Origin of the sequence: Butyrivibrio sp. CB08 (assembly GCF_003625485.1) — a bacterium.
Taxonomy (GTDB): domain Bacteria; phylum Bacillota; class Clostridia; order Lachnospirales; family Lachnospiraceae; genus Butyrivibrio.
The window spans coordinates 113,921-136,832 of record NZ_RAIR01000001.1 but is presented as its reverse complement, the minus strand read 5'-3'; the positions used below and the strand labels follow the sequence as shown (position 1 = coordinate 136,832).

General features: G+C 44.3%; 18 protein-coding genes and 1 riboswitch. Of the genes, 3 read left to right on the top strand and 15 right to left on the bottom strand.

The genetic code is table 11. The features are described 5' to 3' along the window. The first annotated feature begins 65 nt into the window (after nt 1–65). Nucleotides 66–665 carry a TetR/AcrR family transcriptional regulator gene (locus D6855_RS00680; RefSeq protein WP_120738111.1) on the top strand — a complete coding sequence of 200 codons (600 nt, stop codon included), beginning with the start codon at nt 66–68 and terminating at the stop codon, nt 663–665. Nucleotides 666–735: 70 nt separating this feature from the next. On the opposite strand, the gene D6855_RS00675 is transcribed toward D6855_RS00680, so the two are convergent. The 13 genes from D6855_RS00675 to D6855_RS00620 all read right to left on the bottom strand — a co-directional run bounded on the left by D6855_RS00675 (nt 736) and on the right by D6855_RS00620 (nt 16,345). After that, nucleotides 736–1,491 carry an SDR family NAD(P)-dependent oxidoreductase gene (locus tag D6855_RS00675; protein WP_120737009.1) on the bottom strand — a complete coding sequence of 252 codons (756 nt, stop codon included), beginning with the start codon at nt 1,489–1,491 and terminating at the stop codon, nt 736–738. Nucleotides 1,492–1,520: 29 nt separating this feature from the next. Then, nucleotides 1,521–2,573, bottom strand: coding sequence for a tetratricopeptide repeat protein (locus D6855_RS00670; protein ID WP_120737007.1), 1,053 nt, complete (start codon nt 2,571–2,573; stop codon nt 1,521–1,523). An 11-nt stretch (nt 2,574–2,584) separates the two neighbouring features. Then, on the bottom strand, nt 2,585–2,959 hold the full coding sequence (locus tag D6855_RS00665) for a RidA family protein (protein WP_120737005.1): 375 nt from the start codon (nt 2,957–2,959) through the stop codon (nt 2,585–2,587). Nucleotides 2,960–2,962: 3 nt separating this feature from the next. Further along, the gene (locus tag D6855_RS00660; protein ID WP_120737003.1) at nt 2,963–3,202 is read right to left on the bottom strand and encodes a hypothetical protein; all 240 of its coding nucleotides are present in this window, start codon (nt 3,200–3,202) and stop codon (nt 2,963–2,965) included. A 4-nt stretch (nt 3,203–3,206) separates the two neighbouring features. After that, nucleotides 3,207–4,220: a GDSL-type esterase/lipase family protein gene (locus tag D6855_RS00655; protein ID WP_120737001.1), complete on the bottom strand. Its 1,014-nt coding sequence runs from the start codon at nt 4,218–4,220 to the stop codon at nt 3,207–3,209. A 42-nt stretch (nt 4,221–4,262) separates the two neighbouring features. Then, nucleotides 4,263–5,486 carry an MBOAT family O-acyltransferase gene (locus D6855_RS00650; protein ID WP_243111751.1) on the bottom strand — a complete coding sequence of 408 codons (1,224 nt, stop codon included), beginning with the start codon at nt 5,484–5,486 and terminating at the stop codon, nt 4,263–4,265. A 133-nt stretch (nt 5,487–5,619) separates the two neighbouring features. After that, nucleotides 5,620–6,975 carry a tetratricopeptide repeat protein gene (locus tag D6855_RS00645; RefSeq protein WP_120736997.1) on the bottom strand — a complete coding sequence of 452 codons (1,356 nt, stop codon included), beginning with the start codon at nt 6,973–6,975 and terminating at the stop codon, nt 5,620–5,622. 2 nt (nt 6,976–6,977) lie between these two features. After that, entirely contained in the window at nt 6,978–7,142 is a 165-nt protein-coding gene (locus D6855_RS16760; RefSeq protein ID WP_199712387.1) for a hypothetical protein, read from the bottom strand. Between the two features lie 26 nt (nt 7,143–7,168). Continuing rightward, entirely contained in the window at nt 7,169–8,548 is a 1,380-nt protein-coding gene (locus tag D6855_RS00640; RefSeq protein WP_120736995.1) for a bifunctional folylpolyglutamate synthase/dihydrofolate synthase, read from the bottom strand. Nucleotides 8,549–8,550: 2 nt separating this feature from the next. Continuing rightward, entirely contained in the window at nt 8,551–11,223 is a 2,673-nt protein-coding gene (locus tag D6855_RS00635) for a valine--tRNA ligase (protein ID WP_120736993.1), read from the bottom strand. Nucleotides 11,224–11,268: 45 nt separating this feature from the next. Further along, a complete protein-coding gene (locus D6855_RS00630; RefSeq protein WP_147368109.1) occupies nt 11,269–12,906 on the bottom strand; it encodes a GGDEF domain-containing protein in 1,638 nt (545 codons plus the stop codon). 516 nt (nt 12,907–13,422) lie between these two features. Beyond that, nucleotides 13,423–15,867, bottom strand: coding sequence for an ATP-dependent DNA helicase (locus tag D6855_RS00625; protein ID WP_330546779.1), 2,445 nt, complete (start codon nt 15,865–15,867; stop codon nt 13,423–13,425). A 244-nt stretch (nt 15,868–16,111) separates the two neighbouring features. Continuing rightward, nucleotides 16,112–16,345 carry an HPr family phosphocarrier protein gene (locus D6855_RS00620; RefSeq protein ID WP_120736987.1) on the bottom strand — a complete coding sequence of 78 codons (234 nt, stop codon included), beginning with the start codon at nt 16,343–16,345 and terminating at the stop codon, nt 16,112–16,114. A 217-nt stretch (nt 16,346–16,562) separates the two neighbouring features. Here D6855_RS00620 and asnA point away from each other — a divergent pair, with 217 nt between their 5' ends. Further along, nucleotides 16,563–17,573 (top strand): aspartate--ammonia ligase, encoded by a 1,011-nt coding sequence (gene asnA / locus D6855_RS00615; RefSeq protein WP_120736985.1) that lies wholly within the window; start codon nt 16,563–16,565, stop codon nt 17,571–17,573. Nucleotides 17,574–17,655: 82 nt separating this feature from the next. Here the strand turns inward: asnA and thiT are convergent, their stop codons facing one another. Further along, a complete protein-coding gene (thiT, locus tag D6855_RS00610; protein WP_120736983.1) occupies nt 17,656–18,357 on the bottom strand; it encodes an energy-coupled thiamine transporter ThiT in 702 nt (233 codons plus the stop codon). A 100-nt stretch (nt 18,358–18,457) separates the two neighbouring features. Then, nucleotides 18,458–18,560: riboswitch (TPP riboswitch) on the bottom strand. A 65-nt stretch (nt 18,561–18,625) separates the two neighbouring features. Here thiT and D6855_RS00605 point away from each other — a divergent pair. Next, on the top strand, nt 18,626–19,105 hold the full coding sequence (locus D6855_RS00605; RefSeq protein ID WP_120736981.1) for a CPBP family intramembrane glutamic endopeptidase: 480 nt from the start codon (nt 18,626–18,628) through the stop codon (nt 19,103–19,105). Here the strand turns inward: D6855_RS00605 and addA are convergent. Further along, a complete protein-coding gene (addA, locus tag D6855_RS00600) occupies nt 19,100–22,891 on the bottom strand; it encodes a helicase-exonuclease AddAB subunit AddA (protein WP_120736979.1) in 3,792 nt (1,263 codons plus the stop codon). The two genes, D6855_RS00605 and addA, sit on opposite strands and share 6 nt — an antisense overlap. Nucleotides 22,892–22,912: the final 21 nt, after the last annotated feature.

The window sequence follows — 22,912 nt, the reverse complement described above, 5'->3', positions numbered from 1 at the left end:
TCACCCTTGTTTACTGCCTTGGAAAAAGGTATGATACAATTAAATTGAAGGTTAAGGAACACAAAATGGGAAAAGCTGATCAGAACAAAAGAATAAAGATGGAGAATCTCCTTAATACCTCCTTTGAGCTGTTTACCTCAAAGGGTATCAATAAGACTTCCATCTCAGATATTGTTGAGAGAGCAGGCGTTGCCAAGGGCACTTTCTACCTGTACTTTAAAGACAAGTACGACATCAGGAACAGGCTCATTGCCCACAAATCCAGCCAGCTCTTCATGCAGGCCTATGAAGCCATGGTCAAGGCTGGCATTGAGAAGTTTGACGACAGGATCATCTTCATCATGGATTATGTCCTCGATGCGCTGGCTACCAACAAAGGCCTTCTTGCTTTCATCTACAAGGACCTTTCCTGGGCAGTGTTTAAAAGAGCTCTCACCAACCCCATCGCGGATTCAGATGTAGACTTTAATGCTGTTTACAATCAGATGATCGAGGACGCGGGAGGAAAGATAAAGGATCCAGAGATAATGCTCTTTCAGATAATAGAGCTTATCGGCGCTACAGGCTACAGCTCCATTATGTACGACGACCCGGTTTCTCTGGATGAATTAAAGCCCCACCTGGAGCGTACCGTCCGCATGATCATAAAAAACTACACAGAATAATAGCGATACACATAAAAAGGCTGCTGCCACTTTTTTAGTGGCAACAGCCTTCATTTTTTCTAAGATCAGCTTACTGCTGTACGATACCGCCGTTAGGAGAGATAACCTGTCCTGTCAGATAAGATGCAGTAAGGATATATTCAAGTGCGCCTGCAATTGCAGAAACATCTCCAATAAAGCCCTGTGGAATTGTAGCTGCAAGAGCCTTAAGCTCATCCTGGTTAACTCCGCGAAGCATATCCGTCATGATCATGCCAGGTGCGATAGCGTTGCAGCGGATTCCCTTTCCTGCAAACTCAAGAGCGATAGCTCTTGTAAAGCCGATAAGACCAGCCTTAGAAGCGCAGTAATCTGCCTGATTGATAACGCCGATAAGTCCTCCGATGGATGATGTGTTAACGATGCAGCACTGCTCATCCTTGGTTGAGTGGTTAACCATGTAAGGAAGAACAAGATGAGTCATGTGAAGTGCACTCAAAAGGTTTGTGTTGATAAGATTGGTGTAGCTCTCTTTTGTGATATCAACGAAGTTACAGTTGTTGGTGATACCAGCGTTGTTAACAAGAACATCGATCTTGTCACCAAACTTAGCAACTGCTTCCTTGACCAGCGTCTCACAGTCTTCATACTTGCTGACATCAGCACGTACTACCAAGGTCTCAACCCCATACTGATCCTTGATCTTAGCTGCAAGATCATCTGAAAGAGACTTAGAAGACTCACTTCTGTAGTTGATAACTACATTGTAACCAAGTTCTCCCAACTTGAGCGCCATAGCTTCCCCAATACCTCTGGATCCGCCAGTGATGATTGCTGTTTTTGCCATTTACATATCCTCCTTAGATTAATAGTTTTTTATCTCGTAGAAAGAAATATATTTTCTCTCTGAGCTTCCTGATCCTCCGGGTAAGTTTTAAGGTACTCCTCCATCATGGAAGCTGCAACCTGAAACTCTCCCATATACTCATAAGCAGTGATCTGATTAAGGGACAGAGCCTGATTCATCTCCTTGTTATCAAGGGCAATTCCTGTCTCAAAGGATGAAACTGCAGACTGATAGTCTCCCTGCTTGATCTGGCACATGCCAAGCTGGTTGTACACCACTGCGCTCTCTGGATTCTCAGACAGGTAGTTTCTGTAAACGCTTATGGCATAGTTGTAATCGCCCTGCTTTTCCCCGGTCTGACCCAGCATGATAACGACAGGCTCTTTTTCCTGATCTCTCTCATTCCTAGCGGCCTCCAAGTAGTTCTGGGCCTCGGCGTTATTGCCAAGGTAAAAAGAGATCTGACCCTTCTCAAAGTTGGTCATGAAATCGCTGCCATTATTCATGGCTGTCTGCAGGATACCAGTAGCCTCATCTTCATAGCCATACTCATGGAGAGCCTTGTAGATCATAATGATCATCTCATAATCTCTGGAGTTAAGGGCTATAGCCTTGGTGAAATCAGAATAACCGCCGTCGTGATTGCCAGAAGCAAGCTCCGCTATGCCTCTTAAGTAGTAGGCGTTGCTGTCCTTGCTGCGAAGAGCCAGGATCGCGTCGTAAACCTCTTTGGCCTTGCCAAATTCCTCAAGTCCAAGGTACGCCTCTGCAAGGTAATAGTTGGTGTCGAAGTCCATGTCGTCCACTATTCCCTCATCACTTGCAAGAGATAGTAAAAGCTCGTCCACTGCCTGCTGATATTCCCCGGAGCGAAGATAGGCAATACCCTGACCTCTGTGGATCAGGCACTCATCTTCACCATTCTCAGTTGCAGCGGCAAAACTCTCAAGGGCATTCTGATATTCGTGGCTGTCGATATAGCTAAAGCCAGAATCTATGTTGTGTCTTCCTGCAAAAGAGCCGCATCCTGTCATAGACAGGCAAACCCCGGCCGCAATTGCAGCAACAAATACTTTTTTCATGCAAAATCCCCTTACTTAAGGTATGCAATAACCTCTACTTCGCAAAGCACGTTTCTTGGAAGCTGCTGAACTGCAACACAGCTTCTTGCTGGCTTACCTGTGAAGTATTTCTCATAAACTGCATTAAATGCAGCAAAATCGCTCATCTCATCCAGGAAACATGTTGTCTTTACTACGTGGTCAAAGTCTGTTCCTGCTGCATGGAGGATCTCTCCGATGTTTCTGCAGACCTGATCTGTCTGATCAGCAATGGTTGTAGCCTCAATCTCTCCATTTTCAGGATTGATAGGAATCTGTCCTGAAGCATAGAGAAAATCTCCAACCTTGATAGCCTGTGAATAAGGTCCGATTGCCTGTGGTGCCTTGTCTGTCTTGATGTATTCCATAATTTAGTCCTCCTTACCAAATATTGCTGTCACGTAGTAGCCCCTTGCATTCTCTTCTACCTTAGTAACGATGCCTTCTCTTTCAAGCATCCTCTCTCTGAATGGGAAATTACCAGACATAGCAAGGGATGGATCGATGGTGTAATAGTAGTTACTGGGAAGAACACCCTCTGTAACTGTGACCTTGTCTCCCTCATGAAGGAGTCCCGGCCTTTCCATCTTAAAAGTCATCTCTCTAGCCATTTTATCACCTCACTATGGCATTATGAAGCAAAAATTCATGCCACCTCTCATAAGAGGAAGCCTTAAGATGAACTCCGTCAAAAGAAAGAGAACTGTCAAGGTTTCCGTCCTCATCGTCCACCGCTTCATTCATGTCGATATAGAATATTGTCTTCTGATCTGCCAGCTGGGCAAGTGCCTCATTTCTGGCATTTATCTTCTCGTTGTTGAAGTTCTTGTCGCCGTTTGCCTTCTCCGCTGTGACATGCATGATGCCCTGAATATAGATAATGGCGTCAGGCTGAAGTTCCACGATCCTGTCTAAAACCTCCTTATAGGCTGTGGTGAAATACTCGGTATCTCCGGTTCCGATCTCATTAAGTCCAAGCATGATGTAGATCTTAGCAAACTTATTCTTCTGAAGGGCCTCATCTACTGTTATCTTACCGTCATCAGTCTTAACAAAATCCTTGTTCATGGCAGTAAAGATGGTAAGGGATACCTTGGAATAGAAGGTAGCTCTTTCGTCCAGAGGCTCACAGTACTCTGAAAGGCCCACAGTTCTTGAATCTCCGATAAAGAGTGCATCGCTAAAATAGTCGTCATCTACTTCCGTAAACTCGTAAACTTCTTCCTCACTGTCGTTACCAGATACGTCATTGTCAGAAACCGCTTCGTTGGCGTCCCCATAAAGCCATGAAGGACCATCATCAGTTGTATCCTGACCAGCTTGCTGTCCCTGGGCAGTTTCGACATCCTGACCTGTGGTATCCCCCTCAGTTCCTGCATCCTCGCCTGTAGCAACGACCAATTCGCCTTCAGAACTTACCACTTCCCCCTGGTCAGATACACTGCTCCATGGGAACACTCCATCTCTTGCACCCTTAAGTACCAGTGCAAGCGCAGGAGTCTTGACCGGATCCGTCTCTTCTGCGTAGTCCGAATAAACCTGTTTTTGGCAGGCAAAAGAGATAACGGTGAGAATCACAGCTATCGTCACAATACCTATTAAAATTGGACACTCCTTTAAAAACTTCATAACACACTACCCTGGCGGTCTAAACTATAGAATCCGCCACCATCAAAATCTAAAATACAGGAATGGATTGCCTGCTGAACCTGAAATGCTGTAGATACAGAACCAGAATAGCAGTATCCATAATATGTTAAACACAACGTGGTTTCGCCTGTTCTCCCAGAATTCAAATACCTTTGGGATAACAAGAATGATGCCTGGTAAAAGAATCATCCAGTAAACACCGATGTTCTTGAAAAAGTCATTGTCGTTGACAGCAATTCCCTGTCCGAAGAACGGGAAGAGTCTCATAAAGTACATGGCCAGCATGTCAAAGTCTGTGATAGCAAATACTACCCAGGTCAGCGGTATCAAAACCAATACGTTGAACTTACCCACAACCCTGGCAAGCCCCTCCGGGAGCTTAGGAAATACAAGATATTTCTCAATTACTATTATCACAAACAGGATCACTCCCCAAAGAATAAAGTTTGGAGTGATACCATGCCAGAATCCGGTAATAAGCCATACAACAAGGAGGTTAAAGATGGTGCGACCATTCCCCTTCCTGCTGCCTCCAAGTGGGAAATACACGTAGTCCCTGAACCATGCTCCAAGGGTTGCGTGCCATCTTCTGTAGAATTCAGACACACTTCCTGAACCATAGGGCTGATCGAAGTTGATGATAAAAGGAAATCCGATCATCACACCTATTCCAGCAGCCATAAGGGAATATCCCCAGAAATCAAAGTACAGCTCCATAGTGTATGCGTAGGCTCCAAGCCAGGCCAGAGGAGTCGAGATACTCTCATAGCCAATGGTTCCTATATCGTGCCAGAGCATTGAAAGGTGGTCTGCAATGAGAACCTTCATGGCAAGTCCAAGAACAAAGTACCTAAGACCATCCTCGATGTGAGCAAGGATACTCTTTTCTCCTGCTGCGTATTCTTTTAACATTGGGTTTTCCAGATATCTGTCATATCTCATGATTGGACCAGAGACTATCTGCGGGAACATGGAAAAATAAGTGGCAACATCGATAAATGCCACTTCCTTGTCAATTTTCCCACTATAGACGTCCATCTGATAGGAAATCATCTTGAAAATATAGAAGCTGATGCCGATTGGCATTAAAGAGCTGTTTACAAACTGTCCCAGGATCTTAAACTCAATAAGCATACCTGCATCGATAGCCAGGATAAAAAAGAGCATGGACTTACTCTTTTCCGCAAACTGAGCCTTTCCAAACAGGAAGTTCACAATAATTGCAGCCAAAAGAGCTGGTAACATCCTGAGATCTCCAACTGCATAAAACAAAAGACTCCCTAAAAAAAGAGTCCATGTTCTAAACCTGATTGGTGTGATATAGAATGCTATCAGAAATATAGGCAAAAACCTAAATATAAAGTTAAGGTCTGAAAAATTAACCATTTGAATTATTGATCTCCGCAAGTTTCGTCTCAGCAGCCTGCGCGGACTGAGTATTTGGGAAATTAGTGATCACTGCGTCGAACACTTCCTTGGCCTTGTCTGTATCGCCACTTGCATAATAAGCGTTACCAAGGTAATAGAGGTTATTGACGTTGGTATTGTCATACTGGTAAGCCTTAGCCAGGTTTGTGATTGCAACCTCGTAGTTCTCAGCCTTGTAGGCATCATAGCCTGTATTGTAGTATGACTTGGCAAGATCCGGACCAACCTTGGTCATAAGCATATCATAAAGAGCGGTAAACTCTGGTGATACGTCTCCGCTGATGGCATCAAGGTCAAGACCTGCCATGGCATCTGCCATTCCCTCAATATTTGATGAATCTTCCATGTATATGTCAACAGCCTTCATAAGACTGTTCATGGCTGCTGAAGTTGAGTCAACGCCCTCATAGTCTGTAACCTGGGCAGTAAGCTCCTCGATCTGCTCGTTGAGTCTTGAGATCTGCTGCTCGTTCATGGCAATCTGAGCAGACTTGGAATCTGACTCTTCACTGATCTTGGCGATCTTTTCCTGATTGCTGGAATTGATGCTCTGAACGCGCTGTGGCAGTATAAGGAAACATGCTACTGCAACACCAAGAACTATTCCAAGGAGTATTCCCCAGATGGAATTGGATCTTGAGATGGCAGATTTCTTGATGGGCTGAATGATCATCTCATTGCCACTGTTGTATCTGATAACATCATCGCTCTCAGATGCAGCAACATCTGATACCAGTTTGCCACTCTCTCCAGGAAGAAGCATGCTGTCCGCTTCCTTGAGATAGCGCTTTGCAAGAACTGAGCCTGAATCCAGCTTAAGAGCCTTCTGTGCCTCGATCTTGGCTCTGTCCCAGTTTCCGTTGTTAAGATATAAAAGCGCAAGCAAAAGATGGGCTTTGATAAACTTGGAGTTTAAAGAAAGCACCTTCTTAAGCTGAATAACTGCCAGGTCAAGGCTGTCCTGATGGCAATAGTTCAGCGCGATATTAAACTTCTTGATGGTCTGATTGATGGTCTCAAGCTCTGAAGGATTGTTTCTGACCATATCCATGTAATTGTCAGCAACGTTGTCCTCGGCCTGAAGATTCTTACTGATTACCCACTCGGAAAGAGCAGGAACTACCTCTCCTGTCTCGTAGTAGATAAGTCCCAGAAGATTTCTGGCATCAATATTGTTCTTATTGAATTTAAGACTGTCCCTGAGAGAGTTGATGGCGCCAGTCATGTCGCGCACATTAGCCTTCTCAAGGCCCTCATTATAAAATCTATTAGAAAGGCTAGCCAGCCTGTCCTTGGTCTTTGCCATTTTTACCTAGTCCTCTTTGCAGAATCAGCTTCATCCTTGGCATCCTTAAGGAGCTTAACAAGGACATCTGACATATCATCCAGATCCTGATTGTATATAATTTCTTCAGCGTCTTCTATTTCAAGACTTGGTTTGAACTTCTTAAGTTCCTCTTCAAAATTAAGCATTGGTAACCTCACTTAATCAAATATGTTTAGATAGCTGACTTGATCTGCCCTACCAGGTATAAGGAACCTGCAGCAAATACGCAGTCTCCGGACTTTCTCATTGTAATAACATCTGTTATTGCATCTCTTACATTGCTGTAATACTTGATAGGAAGTCCTATTATTCCAAGCTCATCCTTGCTGTCCTCAAAGGCGATCTTAAGATCCGACATGGATACTGATCTCTTGGATTCAAGGATTGTTACATATATGGAATCAAACTGCCCACTCTTAAGGATCATACTGATGATATCCTTGTAGAGCTTGTCAGACATAATACCAAACACAAGATGTTTTCTGCCTTCGCACTCTATTCTGGAGGCACTCTCCAAAAAGGCCTCTACGCCGTCAAGGTTGTGAGCACCATCAACGTAGATACCTGGGCGCATCTCCTCCATCCTTCCGCTCCATTTCGCAGAAAGAAGACCCTCTCTGATATCAAATTCAGAGATCTCAGCGCCTGTTTCTCTTAAAATCTCAAGGGCTGTCACTGCCACAGCAGCGTTCTGGGTCTGGTAAAGTGCCTGCGTCGCTAATTTTAGCTCAGCATATTTATCATAAAGGGATTTATATGAAAAAGCAATGTATTTGTTGCCCCCTTCATCCCTTACAAACTCTACATCTTCGATGTTTTTATCTTCCACTGCTATGGCTCGAACTTCCTGCTCCAGAGCAGCTTTTTTGATCACATCCGAAGTCTCTTTTCTCTTGTCAAAAAAGACTACTGGCACACCCTTCTTGATAATGCCGGCCTTCTCAGCCGCAATGTCCTCAAGGGATGTTCCAAGATACTCCATGTGATCGTAGCCAATCTCAGTGATGATTGAAAGAACAGGCTTTGTAACAGAATTGGTAGCATCAAGCCTTCCTCCAAGACCGGTCTCTAAAATGAGATAGTCCACTGGATAAACATCGTAAAGCAGCATAGCCACAAAGAAAAGCAGCTCAAAATATGTTGGGAAATACTCCTGGTCATCATACTCCATAACACGGCGAAGCACTTCCACAAATACCTCTACAAAAACGCCCTCTGCAACAGGCTTATTGTCTATGGCAAATCTCTCATTTAGTGAAACCAGATGAGGAGATGTAAAAAGGCCCACAGAGTAATCAGCCTTTGTAAGGACTGTAGAAATATAGCTGCAGACAGACCCCTTACCATTGGTGCCTGCCACGTGGATGATCTTGATATTTTCATCAGGGGAACCCAGATAGTCCAAAAAGGCTCTGGTTTCCTCCAATGAATGCTTAGAAGTGAACTTAGGAACTGTGTTTAGCAGTTCCTCACACTCCGCAATTGTAATCTTAGCGTTATTATCAGCTCTCTCTAAAAGCTCAGAGACTGATGAATACAAAGTGTCGTCCATACTTATTTGTTAAGCTGCGCCAGTCTTTCTGTAATCTGATCGTAGGTCTGCTGGTACTTCTCCTGTTTAGCCTTCTCCTCTGCAATCTTGCTCTCTGGAGCCTTTGAGAGGAATTTCTCGTTGCTGAGCATGTTCTTGGAACGAGCAAGCTCGCCTTCAAGCTTTTCCTTCTCCTTGGTCAGACGCTGGATCTCAGCCTGAATATCAACAAGATCTGAGAAAGGAATATATATTGTAGCGTTAGCAAGAGCTACAGATACCGCATCATCTGCAATTCCGCTCTTGTCGCTCTGGCATACAGACTCTGAAGCATAGGCAAGTGACTCAAAGAAGAGCTTACCAGCCTTGAAGGTATCAAGGATCTCGCTGTTTTCACTTACAACGAATACCTTGGCCTTTCTTGAAGGAGCTACGTTCATCTGTGTACGAACGTTTCTGATGCCGCGAACAGCTTCTTTCATAAGCTCAACTGCTCTCTCGTCATCTGCGTAGTTCCACTCCTCCTTGTATACTGGCCAGTCAGAGATCATGATTGACTCCTCTTCATCCTGAAGAGTGCAGAAGATCTCCTCTGTGATGAATGGCATGTATGGGTGAAGGAGCTTAAGGGCATTGATAAGGACTGTCTGAAGTGTCCAAAGTGCTGCCTCGTGAGATGCTGCATCGTCAGAGTTGTAGAGACGAGACTTAACCATCTCGATGTACCAGTCACAGAACTCATCCCAGATGAAGTCGTATACCTTCTGAACAGCGATACCAAGCTCGAACTTGTCCATGTTCTCGGTAACTTCCCTGATGGTTGAGTTAAGTCTTGAAAGGATCCAGTGATCCTCAGCAAGAAGACCTTCTGGCTGTGGCTGATGAATAGCAGAAGGAGCATCATCCTTCATGTTCATCATAATAAATCTGGAAGCGTTCCAAACCTTGTTAGCAAAGTTACGGCAGTTCTCAACTCTCTCGTTGTAGAATCTCATATCGTTACCAGGAGCGTTACCTGTAACGATTGTAAGACGAAGAGCGTCAGCTCCATAGTTATCAATAACATCAAGAGGATCGATACCATTACCAAGAGACTTACTCATCTTTCTGCCCTGAGAATCCCTGATAAGACCGTGGAAAAGAACTGTCTTAAATGGGAATGTTCCCATATGCTCGTAGCTTGAGAAGATCATTCTGATTACCCAGAAGAAGATGATGTCATAGCCAGTTACAAGCACATCTGTAGGGAAGAAGTACTTAAGATCAGGTGTCTCATGAGGCCATCCAAGGGTCTCAAATGGCCAGAGTGCTGATGAGAACCATGTATCAAGGGTATCAGGATCCTGTGTAAGGTGCTCATGTCCGCACTTAGGGCAAACAGTAGGAGCTTCCTTGGAAACTACTACCTCGCCACACTTATCGCAATAGTAAGCTGGGATTCTGTGTCCCCACCAGAGCTGTCTTGAAATACACCAGTCTCTGATATTGTCTGTCCAGTTGAAGTAAAGCTTGTCCATTCTAGGTGGGATAAGCTTAACCTCGCCCTCTTTTACAGCCTTGACTGCAGGCTTAATAAGCTCGTCCATCTTAACGAACCATTGTGCCTTGATCATAGGCTCAACTGTTGTATGGCAGCGGTCATGGGTTCCTACGTTGTGAGAGTAGTCCTCTATCTCAACTAAAAGTCCCATCTCCTCAAGCTCTTTTACAATGGCATCTCTTGCTGCATATCTGTCCATACCCTCGAACTTGCCGCCGTTAGCGTTTATTGTCGCATCATCATTTAAGATGTTTACTTCCTCAAGGTTATGTCTCTTACCAACCTCGAAGTCGTTAGGGTCGTGTGCAGGTGTGATCTTTACTACACCAGTACCAAACTCCATATCTACATAGCTGTCCTCAACGATAGGAAGCTCTCTGTTAACTATAGGAAGGAGTACCTTCTTGCCTCTGTATGAAGCATATCTCTCATCATCAGGATTGATGGCAACAGCAGTATCGCCCAGCATTGTCTCTGGACGTGTTGTAGCGAACTCGATGAACTTATCCTTGGAAACAGATCCGTCGTCCTCGATAAGAGGATACTTGATATGCCAAAGATGACCAGCCTGCTCCTCGTACTCAACCTCAGCATCTGAGATGGATGTCTTGCAGACAGGACACCAGTTTACGATCCTGCTTCCTTTATATATGTAGCCTTTCTCATGCATCTTGATGAAGACTTCTGTAACAGCCTCGTTACAGCCCTCATCCATGGTAAAGCGCTCTCTGTCCCAGTCACATGAAGAACCGAGCTTTTTAAGCTGGGATACGATGGTTCCGCCGTATTCCTTTTTCCACTCCCAGGCCTTCTCAAGGAACTTCTCTCTGCCAAGTTCTCTTTTATCTATACCCTGCTTCTTGAGCTCGTTTGTGATACGAACCTCAGTAGCGATACTTGCATGGTCTGTACCTGGCTGCCAGAGTGCATTGTAGCCCTGCATTCTCTTCCATCTGATAAGGATATCCTGAAGAGTCTGGTCAAAAGCGTGACCCATGTGGAGTTTACCAGTGATATTTGGGGGTGGAATAACGATGGTAAATGGTTTTTTGGTCTCATCTACCTCAGCGTGGAAATACTTCTTTTCCTCCCACTTAGAATATAACCTGTCCTCTATGTCTTTTGGATTATAGGTCTTTTCGAGTTCTTTTTTCATGATGATCTCCTAAAAATATCATAATTATACGAGTAACTATTTTAACTAGCTATGCTGTGCTTCGTCAAGGGACTTCTGGGAAATGATGGCCTTGTGCAGAAGTACCACTTCTCCCTTCTTGGTCTTCTTGACATCATACAGAGCGTTGTCAGCTGCGTACATGTAATCCCAAAGCTTATTGGTCTCACTTGGGACCGAGTTTCTGATTCCCTGGGAGACGGTTACACTGACTGGTTTGCCGCTCTTTTTGTCATCCATCTTGATGGCTGCTATCTGATCCCTAAGGCCTGTAGCGATCTCCATGATCTGATCGTCTGTCATATCTTCATAAATGATAACAAACTCATCGCCGCCGTATCTGAAGGCCTTAACATTAGGATTGGCTTTGCTGATCTCAAGTATCGTTTCTGAAACGTTCTTAAGGCACATATCACCCATCTGATGGCCATAGGTATCATTGTAATGCTTGAAGTTGTCCACATCCAGAATCTCTACTGCCAGAGACTTCTGGCTGGCAAATGCCTCCTCGAAGGCAATGTCTGCGTATTTGTTGAGGCTGTATCTGTTTCCAAGACCTGTAAGGGGATCTGTCTCAGCCTGCTTGTGAAGCTGCACATTCTCCTGCTCCATGGATGAGAGCCTGCTTCTGATGTGCATAAAGAACTGATAGTTGGCGATACTCTCTTTTTCCTGGGCAATGGAAGCCTGGAAATACTCGGTAAGTGCCCTGGTCTTGTCCTCTGCTCTGTCCATCTTGTCATAGAACTCCACACAGACCTTGGCATATCCCTTCCTTAAGTTATATATATTGAGGTCATCTACTGATCTCTTGGCATTGTTCAGTATCCTGTCCACCTCTCCGACTCGTCCCACTTTCATAAAGAAGCGACATGAATTGTAAAGATCATCCATGCTGTCTAATGGGAACTTGCCATTCTGAAGCTGGTAGGATAAAAGATCTGCATACTTCTCATAAAAAGATGTCTCCCCAAGGAAGTGATATCCCCTCATCTTGATATCAAGAACAGGAAGATCCTGGAATACCTCTGGGCTTATGAGCTCATCCTGCTCCATCTGCTCGATGCTCTGCATGCACTTCTCTACAGAATCGGGCTTATTAAGCTCGATATAGCAGTCGATCTGGAAGCAATAGCAATAAAGAAGGTTTCTATAATAAAGAGAGTCCTTTTTATTCTTGCGGATGTCCTTGTAGGCGGCCCTTGAATACTGAAGTGCCTGCTTCACATCTCCGTTCTTGAAATAGAGATTACCTATATTAAAACTGATGATACCTGGAATGTTACTGCTGCTTCCCAGGGTCTCACCATACTTAAGGGCAGTTAAATAAAAATCAAGAGCAAGCTCAATGTTGCCATGATTAACAGCATCAATACCAAGAAGGTTATAGCACCTGGCAAGGTACTCCATATCTCCACAGATCTGAAGATATTCGATGGCCTTAAGCAGGTTCATATTAAACTTGCGATATTCGGTGGTAAGAAGATAGTAAGCGTCTGCAAGGAAATAATAGCTGTAGCCAAGAAGGTTATCATCGCCAATCTCTTTGGCTTTTTTCACCATCTTGTTGCAGCAGGTCATAAATTCCTGTGATAATTTGGCTCTTTTTTTCAGCATCTCTTCATTAAGAAGAACAACATCTCTGCCAAAATCTTCTATATGCATAGCGCTCCATTCTGGAATTGTGGAAAAAGAATTTTTCTCCACAAGTGATCCCCAACCAACAACATATTAAAACATATTTTACAACATCCTTAGTGCTCTATCAAGAAAGACGTAGATTGCCTTAAATCCTGTAGATCGTTAGAAAATATCAGTATTCTGGCGTTTTTTATGACAGGGGCGTCAGTAAATATTTTGGTTTACATATATGCTTTGACTAATTCGGTCATGTTGTATTTTTTTACATCGATTTGCGAACGTTTTACCAACTTATCCCTCATGCCTATTCATGCGGCATTTGAAATCCGACCTTCGTAATAATCCCCAATTTCCACAGAGTTATCCACATGACACCAGAGTCGTTTTAACACTGTTTTTTGTATCGTTTTCTGACAATTTAACTAATTTTAGCAACAATTGCGTACAACTTAACTGTATCGATGGTTTACATAAATTATTTCGATTCTAATTTATGTCAACTCAATTTATCCATTTTTGCTATTTTACCCTGAATTCGGGTTATTTTTTCTCTTCCATCTCAGTCCAGAAGCGGCTAATCTCGTTTTTGACCGAAGTGGTCGAAACTGTTCTGTATCCACTCCATTCTCTTGGGAAAAGAGCTCTGTAACTGCCCTGAAGAAAACGGTCATCCAAAAGTGCTGCAACCCCCGTATCATCTACTGTTCTGATAACTCGTCCCGCTGCCTGAAGGACCTTATTCATACCCGGATATCTGTATGCATAGTCAAAGCCGTCGAGACCTTTTTTCTCAAAGAAATCCTTTATTATCTCCCTTTCGTTGCAGACAAGAGGTATTCCTGTTCCAACAATGATAACTCCAATAAGGCTGTCATTCTTAAGATCAATACCCTCGCTGAAGATTCCGCCCATAACGCAAAATCCAAGGACATTTTTATCCTCCACAACTTCAAGATCCATGTGGATAATGCTTGATAAATCAAGGTCATTGCCAGATGAGAACCTCTCAAGGAAGTCCTCCCTTGCTTTTTCTGTCATAAAGGAAGTCTGGGCAAGTAGCTCTGTATCCTCCGGGTTATAGAACTCCTCCTCGAAGATACTATAAACCTCATAGAGGAACTGGTGAGAAGGGAAGAATACCAGGTAATTGCCCTGTCTGGCCCTTATCACAGAATCAATATATTCCGCCACTTTGTGGTACATGTCGTAGCTTCTTGATGAATAGCGGCTGCTCACATCATTTCCTATGAAAACTCCAAGCTTTTTGGGGTCAAATATGGTCTTTGCGTATATCTCAAAATCCTCTTTTGTGCCTCCAAGAAGCGCCTTGTAATACTGTATGGGAAGAAGGGTTGCTGAAAAGAGAATGGTGGATACGCCTCTGTCCATGCAAAGAGAAAGATTACTTGAAGGATCTATGCAGGAGAGCCTAAGGAGGAATCCTCCGTCCTCAGCAAACTCCCCATATACAACGTAGTGGTCATCCACCAGGTCATATATGGTAAGGAATCTTGAGACATCAAAATAAAACTGCAGGATATCATCTCTGCAGGGGCCTTCATCGTGGTCCTCAAGGTATTCTGACATAATGGTGGATAAACGGTTAAGAGCATTAATAAAGGGCTCTATGGAAGTGTATATCTTATAGTCGCCGTCGCACTGCCTTTTGAGCTCCAAAAGAGCCTTGTTACACTTATCAAGGTGTCCTGCGATCCTTGGATGGAACTCCTTAATGGTACTCTTTAAGGACAGGAAGCTCTCTTTTTTAAGAACCGCGCTGTACATATCCCTGCCCCTGTCCAGGAGGTTGTGGGTTTCATCCACAAGGAAGCAGTAGTCATGCTCCTTGCCATCGGCAAAAAAGCGCCTCAGGTACACAAATGGGTCAAATACATAGTTGTAGTCACATATTATGGCATCAGCAAAAAGACTCATGTCCAGAGACATCTCAAATGGGCATACTTCATACTTTTGGGCGTATTCTATGATCTTATCCCTGTCAAAGGCATCTTCGCTGGTCAGAAGGTCATATATGGCGTCATTTATCCTGTCAAAGTGGCCCTTTGCATAGGGACAGGCCTCCGGGTTACAGTTTCTCTTTTCCTCATCTATAAAGCAGATCTTGTCCCTGGCAGTTATGACAGCGCTCTTTAGCTTAAGCCCCTGGGTCTTTCTCATGGTGTCAAAGGCCTCAATTGCAACAGATCCTGTTATGGTCTTGGCTGTTAAGTAGAAGATCCTTGAAACCTTGCCCTCTCCCATGGCCTTGACTGTAGGAAATACCGTGGATATGGTCTTACCGGTACCAGTAGGTGCCTGTAAAAAGAGCTTTTTCTTGTGGACAATTGTCCTGTAGACCGCAGCAGCCAGGTCCTTCTGGCCATCTCTGTACTCAAAAGGAAAGTTTGTAGCCTTGATGGATGCTGTGCGCTTTTTGGCCCACTCACACTCAAAATCAGCCCATTTCCTGTACTTTTCTATAAGGTCATAGAACCATCCCACTATCTCATCATAGGTATAGGAGGAATCGAAGTATTTCTTTTCCTCAGTATCTATGTTGCAGTATGTAAGCCTTATGTCCACATCCGTATAATGGCGCTCAAGAAGGTACATGGCGCCATAGCACTTTGCCTGAGCCAGATGAACAGGAACTGCCTCCTTCATCCTCGCAAGATCCCTGTAAGTACCCTTGATCTCATCTATCATGGGCTTCCTGGAGCTCTTTTCCAGAAAGGATTCCTGCCCAAGCTCCACAGAAGTCTTCTGCTCATCCATGTATTTATCAAGGATTCCGTCAGCCCTGCCCTCAATAAACAGATGATACTCCCCAAAATCCTTATCAAAAGTAAGCGGAACCTCTGCATGATAATCAGGTCCCATACTCTTCTGGATCATCCTATGGATCCTGCCACCCTCAAGCATGGCATCTGCCGAAGTCTGATGTATTCTATTGTCTATGTCTCCGGAGCGCAGTATAAACTCCACCAGGCCCCTGACTGAAAGTTTAATATCCATACAGGAAATTATAGCACATGGCCCGCGCCGCTGCTCTGGTTTTGGCTGCGCCCCTTTGGGCCCGCCCTGCCCCCAAGGGGCGCAGCCAAAACCGGAGCGGCGGCGGGGATGGAGCCTTTTCCATGCACTAAAAAAGCTCCAAAGTGCGCTTTTGTTGCACACTTTGAAGCTCTGTGTTCTGTCGTATTCTCAAATTGTCATGGCCTGGCTGTTATTATGCAGCGTGGGCACTTAAAAACTGCTCGAAGCCCTTATCGTAGCCTCTGTACTCTACTGTGAGAGGCTTGGTGAGATCAAGTCCAATAACTCCAAGAATTGACTTAGCATCAACTACATATCTGTTGTAATAAATATCAACGTCAAAGTCGCACTTGGTAGCTGCACTGACGAAATCTGCAACCTCTGAAAGGCTGAGCTTAATGTTCTTTTTAATATTCTCTCCTAACATTTCATAACTCCTTAAAACATAAAACAAAAACTACTATAACGTTTTCGAATTAGAATGATACTTTTTTGGATTTGGTTTGTAAAGGGATTTTTGTGACCTTTTTGTGAATTTTTTTGTACTATTTATTGAAGTCTTCCTACATTTTTTTCTTGCATAATTTTGCAAATAGTTATTAAATGTAAAATGATGATAAAAAGGCAATTGGAAGGATAAAACCATGGAAAACCTAAGAATCCCAAAGAACTACCAATCAGCTCTTGATCTCCACGACACACAGGTCGGAATCAAGACAGTTAAGGACTTTTTTCAGGGAATGCTGTCAACAAGGCTCAATCTTCAGCGTGTAACAGCTCCACTGTTTGTAACCCCTGAATCCGGCCTTAACGACAACCTTAACGGCGTAGAGCGCCCTGTTTCTTTCGACATCTTAAATGAGGATAAGCGTCCTGCAGAGATCGTTCACTCTCTTGCCAAGTGGAAGAGATACGCTCTTAAGAAGTACGGCTTCAATGAGTACGAAGGTCTTTATACTGATATGAACGCAGTCCGCAGGGATGAGGTTCCAGACAATATACATTCAATCTTCGTAGACCAGTGGGACTGGGAGAAGGTTATTAAGAAAGAGGACAGAAACCTTGATTACCTCAAGGAGACAGTAAGAAATGTCTACAAGGTCCTTCGTAAGACCGAGAAATTCATGTCCATTCAGTACGACTACATCGAAGAGATTCTTCCTGATGATATCTTCTTTATAACAACTCAGGAACTTGAGGATATGTTCCCAGATAACACTCCAAGAGAGAGGGAATACTTCATTGCCAAGGCAAAGGGCGCTGTATGCATCATGCAGATCGGCGACGAGCTTGCTTCAGGCGAAAGACACGACGGAAGAGCCCCAGACTACGATGATTGGCAGCTCAACGCAGATATCATTGTTTACTACCCTGTTCTTGACATCGCTCTTGAGCTTTCCAGCATGGGAATCAGAGTTGATGAGGATTCACTTAAGAGCCAGCTCGAGAAGGCAGGCTGCACAGAGAGAGCCGAGCTTCCATTCCAGAAGGCAATCCTTAACAAGGAACTTCCTTACACAATCGGCGGTGGAATCGGACAGTCAAGAATATGCATGTTCTTCCTTAGAAAAGCCCATATCGGAGAGGTTCAGTGTTCTATCTGGCCTGAAGAGATGGTTGCGGAAGCTACCAAGAACGGAATACAGATACTGTAATAAAAATGGGAGCCTGGAATTATCCAGACTCCCTTAATTTTTGTCTTATATTGAAATATCGCAAATAGCTCTTTTCACCAGATCAGCCGAGCTGTACCTGTTTCCTGAGGCTCTTTTCATTGACCTCTCTCTTAATACGTGAAAGAGCGTCATGAACTGCAGGAACTGCAAGAAGTATGATGGTGATTGCTCCCTCTGCTGCAATGTAGGATCCGTTGTAAGCTGCTGAGTAAGCAAGAGGATTCATTCCCTCTGGAGCGTAGTCAGCAAAGAATATCACTCCGGACAGCGTTGAGAAGAAGAATCTTCCCAGGATACCTGCGATGTAGCCAATGATAAGGCCATTCTTTTTGCTATAAAAGAATCCTGAAATACCAAGAGCTGTAAATGCCAGGAAATAGTCGCAAAGCAGCTGTGGAACGCTGATAATATATGGATCTACTATGAGCTGCAAAAGTCCGTAGGCAAAACCCGCTGAAAGGCTTACTCTTGGGCCATAGAGGTATCCGATAAAGGTTACAAAGAACATAGAAAATACAGTAACCGATCCGCCCATTGGAAGCTTAAAGAGCTTGATGTTAGAAAGGACAAAAGCAAGAGCAAGGCACAGAGCTGAAACTGTCATCTGCTTGATACTGATCTTGAACTGTCCGTCCTTGTTGATAAAGTAGCTTACAAGGAGCAGAATGGCGATAGCCAGAACTACTGAAAGGGCGTAGCCCCCATTGGTGATGCTGTAGGTGGTGTATCCATCCTCTACAACTGGTGCAAGAAATAGATTCATACAAAAATCCTCCCGTGGTGTGTTTACACTTGGGGAGGATGTCATCTCTAAGTATTCCTATCAGGTTAAAAGAAAGGTATAATGTAAATCTACGACCTGATATTGAATAAAAAAGCTTCCCTACGCCGGTATTATCCGGGTCAGGTAATAAGGGTTAGACGCACATGGCGTACACTCTCAGCATTGCTCCCCTAGCGTTTCTATGAAGTTCAGTAATCATTAAACACTTCTGCTAAGGGATTGTCAATAGTTTTTTGGAGGAAAAGAGATGTTTGACGGAGTTTTCGATTTTGATCTGCCGTTCGTTCGGCCGAAATGGTATATATATGTCCTGTGGGCCGCTATAGGAGCGGCTTTGGCAGGTGTGTTGAATTTCGCAGCAAACATCACGGGTCTGGTCACTGAACCCTCCTTCAACAAAGCAGCCACGGGGCTTTTCTATGTCAGCAATTCTTTGCCGGTTCTGATCATTTTGTACTGCTTTGCAACGCCTCTTATCGAGGAGCTTCTGTTTAGATATTTTATCTTTAACCTGCTCCTTAAATACACAAAAAGAGCCGCGCTATCAGTGGTGATATGCGCAGCCCTGTTTGGTCTGTATCATCTAAATCCGGTCCAGATGGTGTACGGATTTATTATGGGACTTGTCATCACTTACAGCTATTATAAAAACAGAGTTCTGACAATCCCTTTTCTTGTGCACGCAGCTGCCAACGCCGTGGCACTGGTATTTACATTCACGTTATAGCTTTATGACGCTTCCAAGGTCGAAGGAGTATATATATACTTCTTTGACCTTCTTTTTTGTTGCAGCTTCCAGAGCTCTCTTATATAGCTCAAGCTGAAGTTTGTAGCGCCTTATAAGAGTATCCTCGTCGTCAACCCTGTCGGTCTTGTAGTCAAGGAGAATTATCTCATCATCTTCAATAAACCATGCGTCGATAATACCCTGAACCAGCACCATCTCTTCATCCGGGAACTGAGGTTTTAATTCGCTGGCAGAAACTCCCATCATAAATGGCTTCTCCCTGAAAAGCTCTCCTCTCCGATAGGCTTCTCCCATCCTCTGACCAAGGTCTGTTGCAAGGAAAGTCACGATATCCGGGCTCCATACGCATTCCCTGTAGGTTTCAGGAATAACGCCCTTTTCAATCTTACCCATGATAAAGCCATAGACCTTATCGGAAGCCTTGGATCTGTCTGATGTCTTACCGGTTTCACGGGCCATGGCCATCAGCGCCTCATCTCCATAAACGGTATCATCAAGAAGCTCCATAATGCTGTGGTAGGCTGTTCCTCGCTCAGCTCCAGTAAGGGTGGTTGCACCTGCTGCGCGGCTATCCGCCTGGGACTTCGACAGCTCTTTTTCAGAATCAGCTGCAAAGGCTGCAGGCTCAGTAAACACCTCGCCTTCCTCTATCATCCTTGCATGCTTAAGCTCTGATACTGTGGTCTTGGTGAAAAGACCTTTCAGCGCATCGAAACTGTATACAGCACTGAACTTGTCCTGAATCCTTGAAAGGAGCTCTTTATCTGCCCCATCGCCCATGAGCATGGACTTAAGGTTCTCCTTTCTCAGGGCTGCTTCCACCTGGGAAGAGATCATGGAAGAAGTCAGGTCATTGCCAGTAACAGCCCTAAACCTGATGGTTGGAACCTTCCCAGCTCTCTCTGCCCGGTCACTGTACTCATCTGAGGAAATCTGATACCTGTCAAGGATATCCTTAAAGCCCGGATTTAATACCACTGCAGGCATTATCATGTCAAAAAAGCTATCTGCTCCCGCTCTCATTGAATAGGGTAAAAGATCTTCTGGCCCGCCAAGGACCTTTATCTTTCCAAGGGCTTTGGATACTGTATCTGCAAGATCCTTGGAGAACATGGTAAGGATAACCTTCTCCTTGGCTCTTGTAAGGGCAACGTAGAGGACTCTTATCTCCTCCCCAATGCTGTCAAGTTTCATACTGTCAGATACTATCCGCCTCTTAAGGGTGTCATACTTAACACGAAGTCCCGCGTCAATGCACTTAACACCAAGGCCAAAGTCCATATCCAGGATAAGGTCTCCTGTTGTCTCTCTCATGTTAAACTGTTTCTGAATGCCCGACACGAAAACAACAGGGAATTCAAGACCTTTGCTCTTGTGGATACTCATGATACGCACCACATCTGCATTTTCATCTATTGTTCCAGCTTCGCCGTAGTCCACCTGCACGACTTTGATGTGCTCGATGTAGCGGACGAAGTGGAAAAGCCCTTTAAAGCTTGTCTTTTCAAAGTTTAGGGCATTAGTTATAAGGAGCTCAACATTGGCTCTTCTCTGAACTCCGTAAGGCTGAGCTGAAATGAGAAGCTCATAGTCAGTCCTGTCTATGATATCCTGCAAAAGCTCATGGACAGGGGTATAGGTGGATCTGATCCTATACTCCTCGATCATGGACACAAAGGTCTTAACCTTGTTCTTTAATACGTCTGTAAGGTTCAGGTCTGCAGTAAGGGCGTCATAGAAGGAATCAGAAAGGGCAAGCTCCTTATCCTTGTCTATAGCGATCCTGATCTGGGCCAGTTCCTCATCCGTAAAGGAGCCAAGAGGTGAGTGCATTACAGCTATGAGAGGAATATCCTGCCTTGGATTATCCACAATGGACAGCATATCAAGGAGAATGGCCACCTCTGGGGCATCAAAGTATCCCTTCTTGGACTCTATATATGTTGGAATGCCCTGACTCTCAAGGACTTCCTTAAATACTGAGTCCCAACCGGACAGGGACCTCAGCAGAATGACGATATCCTTGTATTTTATATCAGGATTCTCTTTTTTAAGCTCGTGGATCCTCTCTGCAATGGCCAGCGCCTCTTTTTCTCTTGGATTATAGTCTTCAATAGGAGTTCCATCGCCACCTCCAAAGAGGTCAGAGCCGTCAACCATGAGAAATTCACTGTTTACATCAAATGCAGGTTCCGGGAAGTCAGTTTTTCCAAATACGAGCCTTGCATCCTCGTCGTAATCTACTCCTCCAAGGTCAGATCCCATGATCTTTTTGAAGATATAGTTAGACAGATCAAGAACCTCACTGCGGCTTCTGAAGTTCATGTGAAGGTCGATTCGCCTGTTGCCTGAGCCAGCCTCCCTGTCATAGGTCTTAAACTTGTCCATAAAGATCTCAGGCCTTGCAAGCCTGAACTTATAGATGCTCTGCTTGACGTCACCAACCATGAACCTCTCAGAGGTATCTGCGACTTCACCGGAAATAGACTTAAGGATCAGCTCCTGAACGTTATTGCTGTCCTGATACTCGTCAATAAGTACCTCTCTGTAATATTCCCTGTATTCGAGAGCCACGTTACTGGGAGTACACATGTCAATGATCTCCTGAACGGACTTGCCCTGGCACTTGTCCTGATCCGGGTGCTGAACCAGTATCTGAAGAGCCAAATGCTCCATGTCAGGAAAATCGATGACCTGCTTCTCCCTCTTCTTTTCTTCAAATCTCTCTTTATATTCAAGGGTCAGCCTGCAAAGCTCCTTAACAGCTCTGTCGCACAGCTTCATTTGGGAGACGATGGTATCTCTTGTAAGGGCAAAATAACGCTCCCTTAGTTTTTCAATCTCTTTCTTTACTCCGTCCCTGATGGCCTTGGCAGCTTCCCTCTTTTCAGGATTCACGCCAGGGTCCTTTTTTCCTGACAAATTACCGAAGGTAATCCCTCTGATACCGTCAAACAGGGCGTTGTAGGTATCATATTGTAAAACCGCACCAATACTGGCTTTGTCATCTTCAAGGGTATCGCCATACATATATGGACCATCTGGTTCATTTGCAATATCCATGGCACTGTCCAGCTTATCTATGAATTCCCTTAGTTTCACTCCTGTACGGTACAGGCACTCTTTGACCCAGGGAAGCTCTTCAAACTCATCCTCGTCAATATCATAATCATAGGCCCTTTCCCTGATCCAATCCTCTGGCCATGGCATACTCATGGAAAAATCAAATAACTGATTAATATATTCCTCAACCTTATCATCACGGCTGCCTGTAGCGAAATAATCCATGCAAAAGAGAAAGTCGCTGTCATCATCTGACTTGGCCTTCTCATACTCTTCCTCCAGCATCTGCTGCATGACATCCTCAGATATAAGTTTAAGCTCTCCCTCATCTGCAACTCGTAATGCTGGATCAATTCCTATAGATCCAAAATTGTTCCTTATAACGTATTGACAGAACGAGTCAATAGTCGTGATCTGGGCATTGTGGATCAGAGTTTCCTGTCTCTGAAGGTGAACATTGTCAGGGTCCTCAAGAAGATTATTCTGTATTGCAAGGGTGATCTTCTCCCTCATCTGAGCAGCTGCAGCCTTGGTGAAAGTAACCACAAGAAGATGATCAACATCAAGGTCATTACTTATCATCTGAATGATGCGCTCAACAAGTACAGCTGTCTTGCCGGATCCGGCCGCAGCAGATACCAGGAGATTACTATTTCTTTCATCGATTACCGACTGTTGTTCTGGTGTGAATTGTACTCCCATAATCTGTTTCCCGATTAGTTA